Below are 15,026 nucleotides of genomic sequence, written 5' to 3'. Positions count from 1 at the left end.
ATCGCAGCCTGCGGCAGCCTGTAGGAGCTGCCGCAGGCTGCGATCTTTTTTAGAAATCACCCCACAGTTGCTGGGCCACCGCCAGTGCGACAACCGGCGCGGTTTCGGTGCGCAGCACCCGTGGACCGAGGCGGGCGGCATGGAAGCCGCCGGCCTTGGCCTGATCGACTTCGGCATCGGACAAACCACCCTCCGGACCGATCAGGAATGCCAGACTTGAAGGCTTGGCATGGCTCACCAGCGGTTCGGCCACCGGGTGCAGCACCAGTTTCAACTCGGCTTGCGTTTGCTTCATCCAGTCAGCCAGCAACAATGGCGGATGAATCACCGGTACTCGCGAGCGACCGCACTGTTCGCAAGCGCTGATCGCCACCTGGCGCCAATGCAGCAGGCGCTTGTCGGCGCGCTCGTCCTTGAGCCGGACTTCGCAGCGTTCGGTGAAGATCGGGGTGATTTCAGTGACGCCCAGTTCCGTGGCTTTCTGAATTGCCCAGTCCATGCGCTCGCCCCGGGACAGGCCTTGGCCGAGATGGATTTGCAGCGGCGACTCGACCTGCCCGGCGAAGCTTTCATCGATCTGCACCACGACGCGCTTTTTGCCGACTTCGACCAGTGTGGCGCGAAACTCCTGGCCCGAGCCGTCGAACAACTGCAACGCATCACCCTCGGCCATGCGCAGCACGCGGCTGATGTAATGGGCCTGGGCTTCGGGCAACTCGTGCTCGCCGATGCTCAAGGGGGCGTCGATGAAGAAGCGGGACAGTCTCATGCTGGGTCTCTGAAAAAGGGTGTTGGTCATTGATCGGTGGGGACTTCTGTGGGAGCGAGCTTGCTCGCGATGACGATCTGACATTCACCATTGATGGTGGCTGAAAGACCGCTATCGCGAGCAAGCTCGCTCCCACATTGACCGCATCATCAACCCGGATCACGGAACCCCGGATGGAAGTCCTTCTGCACCGCCACGCTGACGCTGTCACGGGTCGCAATGTCGATCCCTTCGCTGGCCACTTCGGCGAGGAAGTCGATCTGCTCCGGGGTAATCACATACGGCGGCAGGAAATACACCACGCTACCCAGTGGACGCAGTAAAGCACCGCGCTCCAGGGCGTGCTGGAACACCTTCAGGCCGCGACGTTCCTGCCATGGGTAAGCCTCTTTGCTGGCCTTGTCCTTGACCATTTCGATGGCCAGCACCATGCCGGTCTGGCGCACTTCGGACACGTTCGGGTGGTCGACCAGATGCGCCGTCGACGAAGCCATGCGCTGCGCCAGGGCCTTGTTGTTCTCGATGACATTGTCTTCTTCGAAGATGTCCAGGGTCGCCAGGGCCGCCGCGCACGCCAGCGGGTTGCCGGTGTAGCTGTGGGAGTGCAGGAAGGCGCGCAGGGTCGGGTAGTCGTCGTAGAAGGCGCTGTAGACCTCGTCGGTGGTCATGCACGCCGCCAGCGGCAGATAGCCGCCGGTCAGGGCCTTGGACAGACAGAGGAAGTCAGGGCGGATGCCGGCCTGTTCGCAGGCGAACATCGTCCCGGTGCGGCCGAAGCCGACGGCGATTTCGTCGTGGATCAGGTGCACGCCGTAGCGGTCGCAAGCTTCTCGCAGCAGCTTGAGGTAGACCGGGTGATACATGCGCATGCCGCCGGCGCCCTGGATCAGCGGCTCGACGATCACCGCCGCAACTGTGTCGTGGTGCTCGGCCAGGGTCTGTTCCATCGCGGCGAACATATTGCGCGAATGCTCTTCCCAGCTCATGCCCTCGGGCCGCAGGTAGCAATCCGGGCTCGGCACCTTGATGGTGTCCATCAACAGCGCTTTGTAGGTCTCGGTGAACAGCGGCACGTCGCCCACCGACATCGCCGCCATGGTTTCGCCGTGGTAGCTGTTAGTCAGGGTGACGAAGCGCTTCTTGGCAGGCGTACCGCGGTTGAGCCAGTAGTGAAAGCTCATTTTCAGCGCGACTTCGATGCAGGACGAACCGTTATCGGCGTAGAAGCACCGGGTCAGGCCTTCCGGCGTCATCTTCACCAGGCGCTCGGACAGTTCGATCACCGGTTGATGGCTGAAACCGGCGAGGATCACATGTTCGAGCTGATCGACCTGGTCCTTGATGCGCTGGTTGATCCGCGGGTTAGAGTGCCCGAATACATTGACCCACCAGGAGCTGACCGCATCGAGGTAGCGTTTGCCTTCGAAGTCTTCCAGCCACACGCCTTCCCCGCGCTTGATCGGGATCAGTGGCAGTTGTTCGTGATCTTTCATCTGGGTGCAGGGATGCCACAACACGGCGAGATCGCGTTGCATCCACTGATTATTGAGGCCCATTTTCACTCTCCTGGAGGCGGTCCGTGACCAGCGCGGACAAACAATCGCGCAAGCCTATGCAATGCGTGCCACGGGGACAACCCATTGTGTCGAATGAGCTACTTTCTACAGGCCGATAGACGTTGCTGGCGGGCGTCTGAAGGCTGACGTATCCTTCGCGGTTCTTGAGCCGTCTGGCTCGCAAAAACTGCTGTTTTCCTCGTGTGATTCCGGAGTTCGCTGAATGTCTGTCGGTTGGCTGCGCGCCTGTGCGCTGGTGATGTTGGGGCTGTTCAGCGTGTCTGCGCTGGCCAAGGATAAAACCGCGATCGTGATCGGCGGCGGCCTGTCGGGCCTGACTGCTGCGTACGAGCTGCAGAACAAGGGCTGGCAGGTCACCCTGCTGGAAGCCAAGTCGAGCCTGGGCGGCCGTTCCGGCATGGCCACCAGCGAGTGGATCGGCAACGACAAGGTCCAACCGGTGCTGAACAAATACGTATCGAACTTCAAGCTGAGCACCACGCCGGCCCCTGAATTCGTGCGGACCCCAGGCTATTTGATCGATGGTGAGTATTTCTCCGCCGCCGACCTGGCGACCAAACAACCGGCCACCGCCGAGGCGCTCAAGCGCTTCGACAAGACCGTGGACGATCTGGCGCGCTCGATCGACGACCCGCAGAACCCGGCCGCCAACAACACGCTGTATGCGCTGGATCAGATCAACGTGTCGAGCTGGCTCGACAAGCAGAACCTGCCGGCCACCGCCCGGCAGTTGATCAACCAGCAGATCCGTACCCGCTACGACGAACCTTCGCGCTTGTCGCTGCTGTACTTCGCGCAGCAGAGCCGCGTTTACCGAGGCGTCTCCGATCGTGACCTGCGGGCTTCGCGCCTGGTCGGTGGCAGTCCGGTGCTGGCCCAGGCCCTGGTCAAGCAGCTGAAAACCATCAAGACCAATTCCCGGGTCTCGTCAATCACTCAGGACAAGGACGGCGTGAACGTCAAAGTCGACAGCGTCAGCTATCAGGCTGACTACGTCGTGCTGGCCGTGCCACTGCGTGCCCTGGACAAGATCCAGATGACCCCGGCGCTGGACGCCCAGCACCTGGCGGCGATCAAGGGCACCAACTACGGATGGCGCGACCAGATCATGCTGAAGTTCAAGACGCCGGTGTGGGAATCCAAGGCGCGCATGTCTGGCGAGATCTACAGCAACACCGGCCTGGGCATGTTGTGGATCGAGCCTGCCCTGAAGGGCGGTGCCAATGTGGTGATCAACCTGTCCGGCGACAATGCGCGAGTGATGCAGGCGTTCGGCGACAAGCAGATGGTCGATCAGGTGTTGATTCGCCTGCATGCGTTCTATCCGCAGGCTCGCGGTTCGTTCACTGGTTATGAACTCCGTCGCTACAGCACCGATCCGTCGACTGGCGGCGCCTACCTGGCCTTCGGTCCGGGCCAGATCAGCAAGTTCTGGCGCCTGTGGGAACGCCCGATTCAGCGCGTAACCTTCGCTGGCGAACACACCGACACCCTGTACCCGGGCACCCTGGAAGGCGCGCTGCGCACTGGTCAGCGTGCAGCCAGCCAGGTTGAAGACCTGGCGGCGGGCAAGTCGTTCGAACCGACGAAAGTGGTCCCGGCCGCCGCTGCGGCGGGCGCTGGTGCGGTGGCGGCGAAGAAAGGCAATTTCTTCAGCAATCTGTTCGGCGGCTCCGATGACGAGAAGAAGCCAGAGCTGGTCAAGGCACCTGAGCCGGTTGCACCGCCAGCGCCTGCTCCGGTGCCAGCCCCGGCGGTCGCACCGGCCCCGGTGGAAGCACCGAAGCCTGCGACCCCGGTAAAAACCGAGCCGGCCAAAAAGGCTCCGGCAAAACCGGCTGCCAAGACTGAGGCGAAAAAAGCCCCGGTCAAGGCACCGGCCAAGAAAACCGAGCCGGTGAAGAAGCCAGCAGCTAAACCTGCGGCGACTCCGGCAATGGATGCCAAGGCGTAGTAAGCCCTGGGACAAAAAGAACGCGGCGTAAATGCCGCGTTTTTTTTGCCTGAAGAAAGCCGGGGTCAAAAATCGAATAAAACATTTGGTACAGGTGTTCTTCGGTTTGTATTCATTTTTTCTAACACTTTCGACTTTAATCTTTCCTTAACTCGCCTGTTTCAGACTCTTGATCGTATTTCTCGATATTTCAAAGCGAAATTTTCGGCTTTAATTCGATAGATAACTCGATAGTCTTGGGCCAGCACTTACAGGGATCTAGGCAATGCAGCTACGTAACTCGACCTCCCGCTACGGCTGGGTCAGCATCTTCATGCACTGGGGCGTGGCACTGGCCGTGTTCGGTTTGTTCGCCCTCGGGCTGTGGATGGTCGGGCTCGGCTATTACGACCCTTGGCGCAAGACCGGGCCGGATCTGCACAAGAGCATCGGTTTGATCTTGCTGGGCGTCATGGTGCTGCGGGTATTGTGGCGTTTCATCAGCCCGCCGCCGCCAACCCTGGCCAGCTATAGCCGCATGACGCGTCTGGGTGCCATGTTCGGCCATGCCTTTCTGTATCTCTGTCTGTTCGCTGTGATGATTGCCGGTTATATGATTTCCACCGCAGAAGGTGCCGGGATTCCGGTGTTTGACTGGTTTGAAGTGCCTGCCCTGGTTTCCGGACTGCCGGACCAGGCAGATAACGCCGGTGCGATTCACCTCTACCTGGCGTGGGTGCTGGTAATTTTTTCCGGCCTCCATGCGTTGGCAGCATTGAAGCACCACTTTATCGACCGTGATGTGACCCTCAAGCGAATGCTGGGTCGCAAAGCCTGAAGTTCAACCTCGACTCCCAAGGAAAACAAAGCATGTTGTTGAAAAAGACTCTCGCCGCTCTGGCAATCGGTTCGGCCCTGCTGTCCGCTAATGTGATGGCTGCTGACTACGTAGTAGACACAACAGGCCAGCACGCCTTCGTCAACTTCAAGATCAGCCACCTGGGCTACAGCTTCATCACCGGTACCTTCAAGACCATGGACGGCAAGTTCAGCTTCGACGCTGCCAAGCCTGAAGACAGCAAGATCGAGTTCAACGTGAACACCGCCAGCGTTTTCACCAACAACGCCGAACGTGACAAGCACGTCTCCAGCAAAGACTTCCTGAAAGTGGCTGATTTCCCTAAGGCCACGTTCGTGTCCACCAGCGTTAAAGCCACCGGTAAAAACGCCGCTGGCAAAGACACGGCCGACGTGGCCGGCGACCTGACTATTGATGGCGTAACCAAGCCAGTCGTGATCAAGGCCACTTTCCTGGGTGAAGGCAAGGATCCATGGGGCGGCTACCGTGCAGGCTTCGAGGGCACTACCAGCATCAAGCGTTCCGATTTCGGCAAGATGATGGACTTGGGCCCACAGTCCGACGCGGTCGATCTGTACATCACGTTTGAAGGTGTTAAAGCGAAGTAATGCTGAGACGGTAGGAGCGAGCCTGCTCGCGAAAAACCTGAGAGCGCCGCGGAGCATCAGGCTTCCAGCGTTATCGTTGACGACCATCGTCGGAACGCCGCCCGGAGCAGGCTCGCTCCTACAGGATTTCATCAGCCATAAAAAAATGCCCCTGATCTCGCGATCAGGGGCATTTTTCATTGCAGCGATAACTCAGCGATTGCGGGTCAGCAGCGCTGGTTTCTCACCACGAGGACGGCTTGGCAGTTGATCCAGTTGCTCTGGTGTCGGGAAGCGGTCAGCCTTGGACTCCTTGTGCATGATCTTCGGCGCGGGGCCGCGCGGGTTCTGCACGGCCGGTTCCGAACGCGGCTGGTCGTCACGGGCCGGGCGGCGATTGCGCGAGTCTTCGCGGCGGGCCTGGCCGTCGCGCGGTGCGCCACTGCGAGGGCCGCTACGCTTGGCCGGTGGGGTGCCGGTGCTGGCGCCATCGCTGTTGCGCGGACCGCTCTGGCGACCTTGTGGCTTGCCGGAACGTGGAGCGCCCGAACCTGCTGCAGTGCCTTGTGCCGGAGCACCCGGACGGCGGCCACGGCCTTGCGCGGGTTTCTGCTGCGGCACGTAGTCGACGCGGTTACCGAAGTTATCGACATCGTCGTCCAGGAACTCGTCCGGGGCACGGTCAGCGGCGGCACGAGGAGGCTGCGACGGACGCTGTTCGCGAGCCGGAGTGCCTTCACGTGGTTTTTGCTGACGGGCCGGGCGCTCACCGCGCTCGCCGGCCGGTTTTTCCTTGCCCTTGTCCTTGCCTTTGTCCTTGCGACCACCGCCGCCACCGCTGCCGTTCGGACCGTCGCCGCGCGGGCCACGTGGATTGCGTGGGTTACGCATGTCCGGACGCTCGCGCACTTCAGGTTTCTCGGCTTCCACAGCACTGGCATCGAAGCCCATCAGGTCGCCGTCGGCGATTTTCTGCCTGGTCATGCGTTCGATGCTTTTCAGCAGTTTTTCTTCGTCCGGGGCTACCAGCGAAATCGCCTCGCCCGAACGACCGGCACGGCCGGTACGGCCGATGCGGTGCACGTAGTCTTCATCGACATTCGGCAGTTCGAAGTTGACCACGTGTGGCAACTGGTCGATGTCCAGGCCGCGGGCGGCGATGTCGGTGGCCACCAGGATGCGCACGGTGCCGGCCTTGAAGTCGGCCAAGGCTTTGGTGCGGGCGTTCTGGCTCTTGTTGCCGTGGATCGCGACGGCGCTCAGGCCGTGCTTGTCCAGATACTCGGCCAGACGGTTGGCGCCGTGCTTGGTGCGGGTGAACACCAGTACCTGTTCCCAGGCGCCAGCGGTGATCAGGTGCGCCAGCAGCGAACGCTTGTGGCTGGCTGGCAGGCGGAATACGCGCTGTTCGATGCGCTCGACCGTGGTGTTCGGCGGCGTGACTTCGATGCGTTCCGGGTTGTGCAGCAGTTTGCCGGCGAGGTCGGTGATGTCCTTGGAGAAGGTCGCCGAGAACAGCAGATTCTGGCGTTTGGCCGGCAGACGGGCCAGGACCTTCTTCACGTCATGGACGAAGCCCATGTCGAGCATGCGGTCGGCTTCGTCCAGCACGAGGATTTCCACGTGGGACAGATCGACGCTGCCTTGGCCGGCCAAGTCGAGCAGGCGGCCAGGGCAGGCCACCAGCACGTCTACGCCACGGGACATGGCCTGAACCTGCGGGTTCATGCCAACACCGCCGAAGATGCAGGCGCTGACGAACTTCAGGTCACGGGCATAGACCTTGAAGCTTTCATGCACTTGCGCCGCGAGTTCGCGAGTCGGGGTCAGGACCAGTACGCGCGGCTGGCGCGGGCCGTGACGCTGGGATTTGTCCGGGTGACCGTTGGGGAACAACCGCTCCAGGATCGGAAGGGCGAAACCGCCGGTTTTACCAGTACCTGTCTGTGCCGCGACCATCAGGTCGCGACCTTGCAACACGGCGGGAATGGCCCGCTGTTGCACCGGAGTAGGCTCGGTATAGCCCGCTGCCTCGATGGCGCGGACTAAAGCCTCGGAGAGACCGAGGGAAGCAAAGGACATGAGTAATCCTGTTTTAAGTTAGGGCTTGGCCCAATGGGAGTCTTGCCTGGCGCGAATGGCGTTTAAGAGGACGCAATCCCGTCCGGTCCTGCTGGGTCTCGAAGGCTCGTCTGCAAGCGCTCGCGCGGGCTGAAAGCTGCGCAGTAGCGGGGTTGAGATGCCTTGAACGATTCCGAGCGTCCGGGCGTGAGCCTGGCGGGAAGGCCGGAGTATAACAGAGCAATCACTGCGCGCCGCTTTCCTGCTGCTCAACGGTTTTTTCCGTGGCGGCCGTGGTCTTTTCAGTCTTCACGTTGGCTGCCGGTTCCGCGCCGTAGCGCGCACTCAGTTCAGCGTAGGCAGGCTCGCGTTTGAAACGTTTGAGTTCGGCGCCGAAACGCTGCACCAGCAGATCCATGCCCGCATTGCGACGTACCGCGAGAAACTGGCTTTGCTGGCTGATGATCGTGGGGTTTTCGGTGATCTTGTCGCGGATGCCCAGCTCGTCGAGCAAATGCTGGCCAACCCGGCGGTCGGTGATCAGCAGGTCAATCCGCCCGCGTACCAGTTTGCCGAAGTTGGCTTCATGGGTGGGAGCCGGCTCGCGGGTGAACAGCGTCGAATCGCTGAAGTCCTTGCTGTACAGGTAACCCGGCGAGGTGCCGATGGTCAGGCCTTGCAAGTCATCGAGGGTGCGAAACGGATGGGGCCGTTCATTGGCGTAGAACATCACGAACTGGACTTCAGACAGTGGTTCGCCGGGGTAGAGCAGGGTCGCATCACGTTCGACGCTGTGAAAGATGTCCAGCGCGCCGTCGGCCTGCCCGGTTTCAAGCATCGACAGGCAGCGTTTCCATGGCAGGAACTGCCACTCCACTTCGATGCCCAGGCGCTTGAAGACAATGGCGGTGGTTTCGTAGTCCAGGCCCAGTGATTTGCCGTTGTCTTCGTACACATAAGGCGCCCACGGCTCCGTGACAATGCGCAGCTTCTCGCCCCGAGCGGCGAAGCTCAGGCAAGTGAAGACAAGCATGGCGATTAATTGCGTGATCAAAGGCATGGGTTTGAGATTACGACGAGAAACCGGAAAGAGCCAGAAACTCACTGCAGATGCTCTAACTCCGTGGATTGCTGCACATTAATAGTGCGCTGAAAGCAAAAGATCGCAGCGTGCGACAGTTCCTACAGGGAATACACATTCCGGGGTAGGAGATGCCGAAGGCTGCGATCTTTTGATCTTGCTTGTAGCGTTCAACTTGCAGCTTGTAGCTGCCTCAACGTGGCAACTTCAGGTTATTCCACACCGCCAGGCTCGCTTCAGCCTGGTTCAATGTGTAGAAGTGCAGCCCTGGAGCGCCGCCCTGCAGCAGTTGTTCGCACATTTCGGTGATGACCTGTTCACCAAAGCGCTGAATGCTCTGGGTGTCGTCGCCGTAGGCTTCCAGTTGCTTGCGGATCCAGCGCGGGATTTCCGCACCGCAGGCATCGGAGAAGCGCGCCAGCTTGCTGTAGTTGGTGATCGGCATGATGCCCGGCACGATCGGGATGTTCACACCCAGCGCTCGCACACGTTCCACGAAGTAGAAGTAGCAGTCGGCGTTGAAGAAGTACTGGGTGATCGCACTGTCGGCGCCAGCGTTGGCCTTGCGCACGAAGTTGGCAACATCGTCTTCGAAATTGCGCGCTTGCGGATGCATTTCCGGGTAAGCGGCGACTTCGATGTGGAAATGATCACCGGTTTCTTCACGAATGAATTCAACCAGGTCGTTGGCGTGGCGCAATTCACCGCTGGCCATGCCCATGCCCGAAGGCAGGTCACCGCGCAGAGCGACGATACGCTTGATGCCGGCGGCCTTGTACTGGGCCAGCAGGCCGCGCAGGTCAGCTTTGCTATCGCCCACGCAAGACAGATGCGGAGCGGCAGGGATTTTGACTTCGCTTTCTAGCTGCAACACGGTGTTCAGCGTGCGATCACGGGTCGAACCGCCGGCGCCGTAGGTGCAGGAGAAGAAATCGGGGTTGTAGGTGGCCAACTGGCGAGCAGTGGCGAGCAGCTTTTCTTGCCCAGCATCGGTCTTCGTAGGGAAGAACTCGAAGCTGTAGCGACGATCTTGGGACATGGGAATACCCTTGAAAACGCGTAAGGCGGACGCAGGCCCCTGTAGGAGCGAGCTTGCTCGCGAAAAACGTCAGGGCAACGCGTTTAGCCAGATAGCGCGCGTTTTCGTTAACGTCCATCGCGAGCAAGCTCGCTCCTACACAGGAAGAGCCGGCCGATCAGTAGCGGTAAGCGTGCGGCTTGAACGGACCTTCGACGGTCACGCCGATGTAGTCGGCCTGGGTCTTGGTCAGTTGAGTCACGACGCCGCCGAAGCCACGGACCATTTCCAGGGCCACTTCTTCGTCGAGTTTCTTCGGCAGTACTTCAACGGTCAGGCGCTCGGCTTGCTGGGCTGGCGACAGGTCGGCGTACTTCTGGCCGAACAGGAAGATCTGCGCCAGAACCTGGTTGGCGAACGAACCGTCCATGATGCGGCTCGGGTGGCCGGTTGCGTTGCCCAGGTTAACCAGGCGGCCTTCGGCCAGCAGGATCAGGTAGTCGTCGTTCTGTGGGTCGAAATCGCCAGCGCCGGTACGGTGGATCTTGTGAACCTGCGGCTTCACTTCTTCCCATGCCCAGTTCTTGCGCATGAAAGCGGTGTCGATTTCGTTGTCGAAGTGACCGATGTTGCAGACAACGGCACGCTTCTTCAGGGCTTTGAGCATGTTCGAATCGCAAACATTGACGTTGCCGGTGGTGGTCACGATCAGGTCGATCTTGCCCAGCAATGCCTTGTCGATGCTTGCTTCAGTACCGTTGTTGATACCGTCGATGAATGGCGAAACCACTTCGAAACCGTCCATGCAGGCTTGCATGGCGCAGATCGGGTCGACTTCGGAAACCTTGACGATCATGCCTTCCTGACGCAGGGACTGAGCGGAACCCTTGCCCACGTCGCCGTAGCCGATGACCAGCGCTTGCTTGCCGGACAGCAGGTGGTCGGTGCCGCGCTTGATCGCATCGTTCAGGCTGTGACGGCAGCCGTACTTGTTGTCGTTCTTGCTCTTGGTCACCGAGTCGTTGACGTTGATGGCCGGGATTTTCAGCTCGCCCTTGGCCAGCATGTCCAGCAGGCGGTGAACGCCGGTGGTGGTTTCTTCGGTCACGCCGTGGACGCGATCGAGAACCTGTGGGTACTTCTTGTGCAGCAGCTCGGTCAGGTCGCCGCCGTCGTCGAGGATCATGTTGGCGTCCCATGGCTGGCCATCCTTGAGGATGGTTTGCTCCAGGCACCACTCGTACTCTTGTTCGGTTTCACCTTTCCAGGCGAAAACCGGGATTCCGGCAGCGGCGATGGAAGCGGCGGCCTGGTCCTGAGTCGAGAAAATGTTGCAGGACGACCAGCGTACTTCGGCACCCAGGGCAACCAGGGTTTCGATCAGCACGGCAGTCTGAATGGTCATGTGGATGCAGCCGAGAATCTTCGCGCCCTTGAGCGGTTGCTCTTCGGAGTACTTGCGACGCAGACCCATCAGGGCTGGCATTTCGGATTCAGCGATGATGGTTTCGCGACGGCCCCAGGCAGCCAGGGACATATCGGCGACTTTGTAATCGGTAAAATCTGCAGGCGTGATAACAGCGCTCATGAAGAGCCTCCATTCGTAATGTATGCGAATGGGCGCCGTTGTGCGTTTAGTGTCGGGCCGATCAAGGCCTGGCAACGCCCCATCCGAGCCTGACAGGTCGAACCTGCTGCAGCGCCCCTCGGACAGGTGGCGGGAAAACGGTATCAAGCGATGATGACCGTTTTGAAACGGTGGCGATTATAGCGGGCTATGCTGATCTTCCAAAGCGTTTCTGTTGGTCAATGTCCGAACGGTAATCGAGACCATAGTCGAAGCTTGATAGAGCTCTAGCCCGGGCTCTGCCATGATGCCAGGCATCAATCGGCAAGATGGTCAGGAGTGAATATGAATTTCCACACCCGCAAATGGGTAAAACCCGAAGACCTCAACCCTAACGGCACTTTGTTCGGCGGTAGCCTGCTGCGCTGGATCGACGAAGAGGCGGCGATCTACGCCATCGTCCAGTTGGGGAACCAGCGTGTAGTGACCAAGTACATTTCCGAAATCAACTTCGTCAGCGCCTCGCGCCAGGGCGACATCATCGAGCTGGGCATCACGGCGACCGAATTCGGCCGCACCTCGATCACCCTGACATGCGAAGTACGCAACAAGATCACCCGCAAAAGCATCCTGACGGTGGAGAAGATGGTCTTCGTCAACCTGGGTGAAGACGGCTTGCCCGCGCCCCATGGCCGAACCGAGATCAAGTACGTCAAAGACCAGTTCAAGGATGATGACGCCGCTCAGTGAGATCGGTGGCGCCCCCTTTGCGAGCATACAATCAAGTTGATGCTCAACCCGCCACATCAAACGCAGCCGCAACGTGACGCTGGCGATAGATGAAGAACAATGCAGTCAACACGGTCAGCCCGCTGACCAGCGCACCGGTCCACGGCAAGTCCGCCAGGTCCGCGCCGCTGGCCACCACCAGGCCGCCGATCCAGGCTCCGGCGGCGTTGCCGAGGTTGAAGGCGCTCTGGTTCAAGGTCGAACCCAGGTTCGGCGCCTCAAAGGCCTGATCGATGATCAGCAGTTGCAGGATCGGGCACAGCGCAAAGGCGAACGTACCCCACAGCACCAGCGTGATCGCTGCCGGAATGGCCGAATGACTGGTTTGCGTGAACGCCGCCAGCAGCACCAGCACCGCCAGCGCCATGCCCACCAGTGAAGGCAGCAAGCGGCTGTCCGCCAGACGACCACCGAGCATGCTGCCGGCGGTCAGGCCAACGCCGAACAACAGCAGCATGATGGTGACACCGTGGGGGCTGACGCCAGTGATTTCCTGCAGGATCGGCGCGATGTAGGTAAACACACTGAACAGGCTGGTCGAGGCCAGCACACTCATGCCCAGCGCCAGCAGTACGTTGGCCTTGCCCAGCACCTTGAACTCGCTGGCCAGGTTGGCTTTATCCATCGCGATGTTCTTCGGCAACCAGACCCATTGCGCGATTGCCGCCAGTACACCGATCACCGACACCGCCCAGAAGGTCGAGCGCCAACCTGCGTATTGCCCGAGTGCGGTGCCCAGCGGCACGCCGAGCACGTTGGCCAGGGTCAGGCCGGTGAACATCATGGCAATCGCCTGGGCCCGTTTGTTGGGTGCCACCAGCCCGGCGGCGACCACTGAACCGATGCCGAAAAATGCGCCATGGCACAGTGCCGTGATCACTCGCGCGGCCATCAGCGTGGCGTAATTCGGCGCCAGCGCGCAGAGCATGTTGCCGAGGATGAACATCAGCGTCATGCCCAGCAGGGTAGCTTTGCGCGGCATGTTGGCGGTGCCGACGGCGAGGATCGGTGCGCCGAACACCACGCCCAAGGCATAGCCGGTGATCAGCAGTCCGGCATCGGGAATGCTCACGCTGAGATCGCGGGCGACGTCGGGCAACAGGCCCATGATGACGAATTCGGTGGTGCCGATGCCGAAGGCGGCAACAGCGAGGGCAAGCAAAGCGAGTGGCATGCGCAAGGTCTCTATCGGTAGTCTTGACGCTGTGATCAGGCATACGCAGGCCGACGACCGTTCTCGACGAGAGCGGGCCGGGCAGAGTTATTATTGGAATTAGTCTGTGCGCAACTGAGTGCGGCGTGGTCGCTTGCAGTATAAACAGCCACTGATATATGGCGAATCAATTCTGTACCAGGCCCCTGTAGGAGCGAGCTTGCTCGCGATGGACGTCAACGATGACGCGTGTTTGCTGGCTAACCGCGTTGCCCTTGCTTTTTTCGCGAGCAAGCTCGCTCCTACAAGGATCGTGGAGACAACAAAAGGAGTAGGCCGTGCTTGCAACGGCGTTGGTGTTGGTCGCGGCGCTGTTGCATGCGGCGTGGAATACCCTGATCAAGTTCAGTGCGGAGCGGTTGTTGGTGGTGGCCTGCATGGACAGCGTGGCGCTGCTCTTTGTCGCACTGATGTTGCCGTTCCTGAGCGTACCGCCGCTGGAGATCTGGCCGTGGATCCTGGCATCGGCGGCGCTCGAGTTGCTCTATCGCTATTTGTTGATCCAGGCCTATCGGGTTGGCGACCTCGGGCTGGTTTACCCGTTGATGCGCGGCCTGTCGCCGTTGATGGTGCTGGCGCTGACGCTGATCTTTGCCGGGGAAGAGCTGACCCGCCAACAGATTTTCGGAATCCTGCTGATCCCGTTCGGCATGCTGTGCCTGCTCTGGCAGGGCGGCGGCGGTGCGCGTTTGCCGTGGTCAATGCTGCCGGTGGTGGCGCTGATCGGCCTGTGCATCGGTTGCTACACCTACATCGATGGGCAGGCATTGCGGCGTTGGTCCCATCCATTGGATTACCTGGTCTGGGTCACTCTGCTCAGCGCCTGGCCGTTTCCGCTATTGGCGTTGGTGCGTAAACGACCCGCGTTCATGCTGTTCTGGCGCGAGCAGTGGCGGCTGGGCCTGGCGGTCGGGTTCTGCGTGTTGTTCAGCTACGCTTTGGTGCTGTGGGCGATGCAGTTGGGTTCGATTGCCGAGGCCGCAGCGTTGCGCGAGATCAGCGTGATTCTGGTGGTGCTGTTTGGCATGCGTTACCTGAAAGAACCGTTTGGCGGGCCACGGTTACTCGCCTGTAGCCTTGTCATGATCGGCATACTGGTGATGAAATTTTGATCGCCCGGATGGAATTCAATTCTCCACAACTAGAAGAAAGGACGGCGTTATGACGGTGGCTCTGTGGTGCATTTTGATCGCGATTTTCCTGCCGTATGTGTGTGCGTGGTTCGCCAAGATCAGTGGCGGGTTCCGGCTGAAAGACAATCATGACCCTCGGGATTTTCTCGACTCTCTGGAAGGCGTGGGCAGACGGGCGCACGCGGCGCAACTGAACAGTTTTGAAGTGATCCCGGCGTTCGCCGCGGCGGTGATCGTGGCGCACCTGGCCGGCAATGCCGAACTGGTGACGATCAATGTGCTGTCGGTGTTGTTCATCACCAGTCGCCTGCTCTACATCATTTGCTACCTGGCGGACTGGCCGACACTGCGGTCGCTGGTGTGGTTCGTGGGGATAGCGTTGATCGTGAGTTTCTTTGTGGTGTCGGTCTGAGAGATCTTCGCCGACACCATTGACCTG

General features: G+C 60.3%; 13 protein-coding genes and 1 riboswitch. Of the genes, 6 read left to right on the top strand and 7 right to left on the bottom strand.

Annotated elements, in window-relative coordinates:
* Positions 1-49 precede the first annotated feature (49 nt).
* Both AC1DVH_RS02370 and AC1DVH_RS02365 read right to left on the bottom strand, forming a co-directional pair.
* Positions 50-769 (bottom strand): 16S rRNA (uracil(1498)-N(3))-methyltransferase, encoded by a 720-nt coding sequence (locus AC1DVH_RS02370; protein WP_477752477.1) that lies wholly within the window; start codon positions 767-769, stop codon positions 50-52.
* Positions 770-918: 149 nt separating this feature from the next.
* Positions 919-2,325 carry an adenosylmethionine--8-amino-7-oxononanoate transaminase gene (locus tag AC1DVH_RS02365; RefSeq protein ID WP_477752476.1) on the bottom strand — a complete coding sequence of 469 codons (1,407 nt, stop codon included), beginning with the start codon at positions 2,323-2,325 and terminating at the stop codon, positions 919-921.
* 223 nt (positions 2,326-2,548) lie between these two features.
* On the opposite strand from AC1DVH_RS02365, the gene AC1DVH_RS02360 reads away from it, so the two are divergent.
* From AC1DVH_RS02360 to AC1DVH_RS02350, 3 genes are all read left to right on the top strand, one after another.
* The gene (locus tag AC1DVH_RS02360; protein ID WP_477752475.1) at positions 2,549-4,300 is read left to right on the top strand and encodes a flavin monoamine oxidase family protein; all 1,752 of its coding nucleotides are present in this window, start codon (positions 2,549-2,551) and stop codon (positions 4,298-4,300) included.
* A 265-nt stretch (positions 4,301-4,565) separates the two neighbouring features.
* On the top strand, positions 4,566-5,117 hold the full coding sequence (locus AC1DVH_RS02355) for a cytochrome b (RefSeq protein WP_477752474.1): 552 nt from the start codon (positions 4,566-4,568) through the stop codon (positions 5,115-5,117).
* 35 nt (positions 5,118-5,152) lie between these two features.
* Positions 5,153-5,746 (top strand): YceI family protein, encoded by a 594-nt coding sequence (locus AC1DVH_RS02350; protein WP_477752508.1) that lies wholly within the window; start codon positions 5,153-5,155, stop codon positions 5,744-5,746.
* 192 nt (positions 5,747-5,938) lie between these two features.
* Here AC1DVH_RS02350 and AC1DVH_RS02345 read toward each other — a convergent pair whose 3' ends face one another.
* The 4 genes from AC1DVH_RS02345 to ahcY form a co-directional block, all read right to left on the bottom strand.
* Positions 5,939-7,807, bottom strand: a complete 1,869-nt coding sequence (locus AC1DVH_RS02345; RefSeq protein WP_477752473.1) for a DEAD/DEAH box helicase — start codon at positions 7,805-7,807, stop codon at positions 5,939-5,941.
* 223 nt (positions 7,808-8,030) lie between these two features.
* On the bottom strand, positions 8,031-8,846 hold the full coding sequence (locus tag AC1DVH_RS02340) for a substrate-binding periplasmic protein (RefSeq protein WP_477752472.1): 816 nt from the start codon (positions 8,844-8,846) through the stop codon (positions 8,031-8,033).
* 214 nt (positions 8,847-9,060) lie between these two features.
* Positions 9,061-9,906, bottom strand: coding sequence for a methylenetetrahydrofolate reductase [NAD(P)H] (gene metF / locus AC1DVH_RS02335; RefSeq protein ID WP_477752471.1), 846 nt, complete (start codon positions 9,904-9,906; stop codon positions 9,061-9,063).
* Between the two features lie 157 nt (positions 9,907-10,063).
* Entirely contained in the window at positions 10,064-11,473 is a 1,410-nt protein-coding gene (gene ahcY / locus AC1DVH_RS02330) for an adenosylhomocysteinase (RefSeq protein ID WP_218431184.1), read from the bottom strand.
* Positions 11,474-11,496: 23 nt separating this feature from the next.
* Positions 11,497-11,599, bottom strand: a riboswitch (S-adenosyl-L-homocysteine riboswitch).
* A 198-nt stretch (positions 11,600-11,797) separates the two neighbouring features.
* On the opposite strand from ahcY, the gene AC1DVH_RS02325 reads away from it, so the two are divergent.
* Positions 11,798-12,202 (top strand): acyl-CoA thioesterase, encoded by a 405-nt coding sequence (locus AC1DVH_RS02325; protein WP_007994339.1) that lies wholly within the window; start codon positions 11,798-11,800, stop codon positions 12,200-12,202.
* A gap of 43 nt (positions 12,203-12,245) precedes the next feature.
* Here the strand turns inward: AC1DVH_RS02325 and AC1DVH_RS02320 are convergent, their stop codons facing one another.
* Positions 12,246-13,415, bottom strand: coding sequence for an MFS transporter (locus tag AC1DVH_RS02320; protein ID WP_477752470.1), 1,170 nt, complete (start codon positions 13,413-13,415; stop codon positions 12,246-12,248).
* A 317-nt stretch (positions 13,416-13,732) separates the two neighbouring features.
* Here AC1DVH_RS02320 and AC1DVH_RS02315 point away from each other — a divergent pair, with 317 nt between their 5' ends.
* Both AC1DVH_RS02315 and AC1DVH_RS02310 read left to right on the top strand, forming a co-directional pair.
* The gene (locus AC1DVH_RS02315; protein WP_477752469.1) at positions 13,733-14,566 is read left to right on the top strand and encodes an EamA family transporter; all 834 of its coding nucleotides are present in this window, start codon (positions 13,733-13,735) and stop codon (positions 14,564-14,566) included.
* 49 nt (positions 14,567-14,615) lie between these two features.
* The gene (locus tag AC1DVH_RS02310) at positions 14,616-14,999 is read left to right on the top strand and encodes an MAPEG family protein (RefSeq protein WP_477752468.1); all 384 of its coding nucleotides are present in this window, start codon (positions 14,616-14,618) and stop codon (positions 14,997-14,999) included.
* Positions 15,000-15,026: the final 27 nt, after the last annotated feature.

This window comes from Pseudomonas sp. P4_C3 (assembly GCF_056402075.1).
This window is presented reverse-complemented; position numbering and strand designations above follow the sequence as displayed.

Bases quoted from the DNA above. Each gene is read 5' to 3' on its own strand.
- AC1DVH_RS02370 (WP_477752477.1), bottom strand. From the start codon at position 769: ATGAGACTGTCCCGCTTCTTCATCGACGCCCCCTTGAGCATCGGCGAG.
- AC1DVH_RS02365 (WP_477752476.1), bottom strand. From the start codon at position 2,325: ATGGGCCTCAATAATCAGTGGATGCAACGCGATCTCGCCGTGTTGTGG.
- AC1DVH_RS02360 (WP_477752475.1), top strand. From the start codon at position 2,549: ATGTCTGTCGGTTGGCTGCGCGCCTGTGCGCTGGTGATGTTGGGGCTG.
- AC1DVH_RS02355 (WP_477752474.1), top strand. From the start codon at position 4,566: ATGCAGCTACGTAACTCGACCTCCCGCTACGGCTGGGTCAGCATCTTC.
- AC1DVH_RS02345 (WP_477752473.1), bottom strand. From the start codon at position 7,807: ATGTCCTTTGCTTCCCTCGGTCTCTCCGAGGCTTTAGTCCGCGCCATC.
- AC1DVH_RS02340 (WP_477752472.1), bottom strand. From the start codon at position 8,846: ATGCCTTTGATCACGCAATTAATCGCCATGCTTGTCTTCACTTGCCTG.
- metF (WP_477752471.1), bottom strand. From the start codon at position 9,906: ATGTCCCAAGATCGTCGCTACAGCTTCGAGTTCTTCCCTACGAAGACC.
- ahcY (WP_218431184.1), bottom strand. From the start codon at position 11,473: ATGAGCGCTGTTATCACGCCTGCAGATTTTACCGATTACAAAGTCGCC.
- AC1DVH_RS02325 (WP_007994339.1), top strand. From the start codon at position 11,798: ATGAATTTCCACACCCGCAAATGGGTAAAACCCGAAGACCTCAACCCT.
- AC1DVH_RS02320 (WP_477752470.1), bottom strand. From the start codon at position 13,415: ATGCCACTCGCTTTGCTTGCCCTCGCTGTTGCCGCCTTCGGCATCGGC.
- AC1DVH_RS02310 (WP_477752468.1), top strand. From the start codon at position 14,616: ATGACGGTGGCTCTGTGGTGCATTTTGATCGCGATTTTCCTGCCGTAT.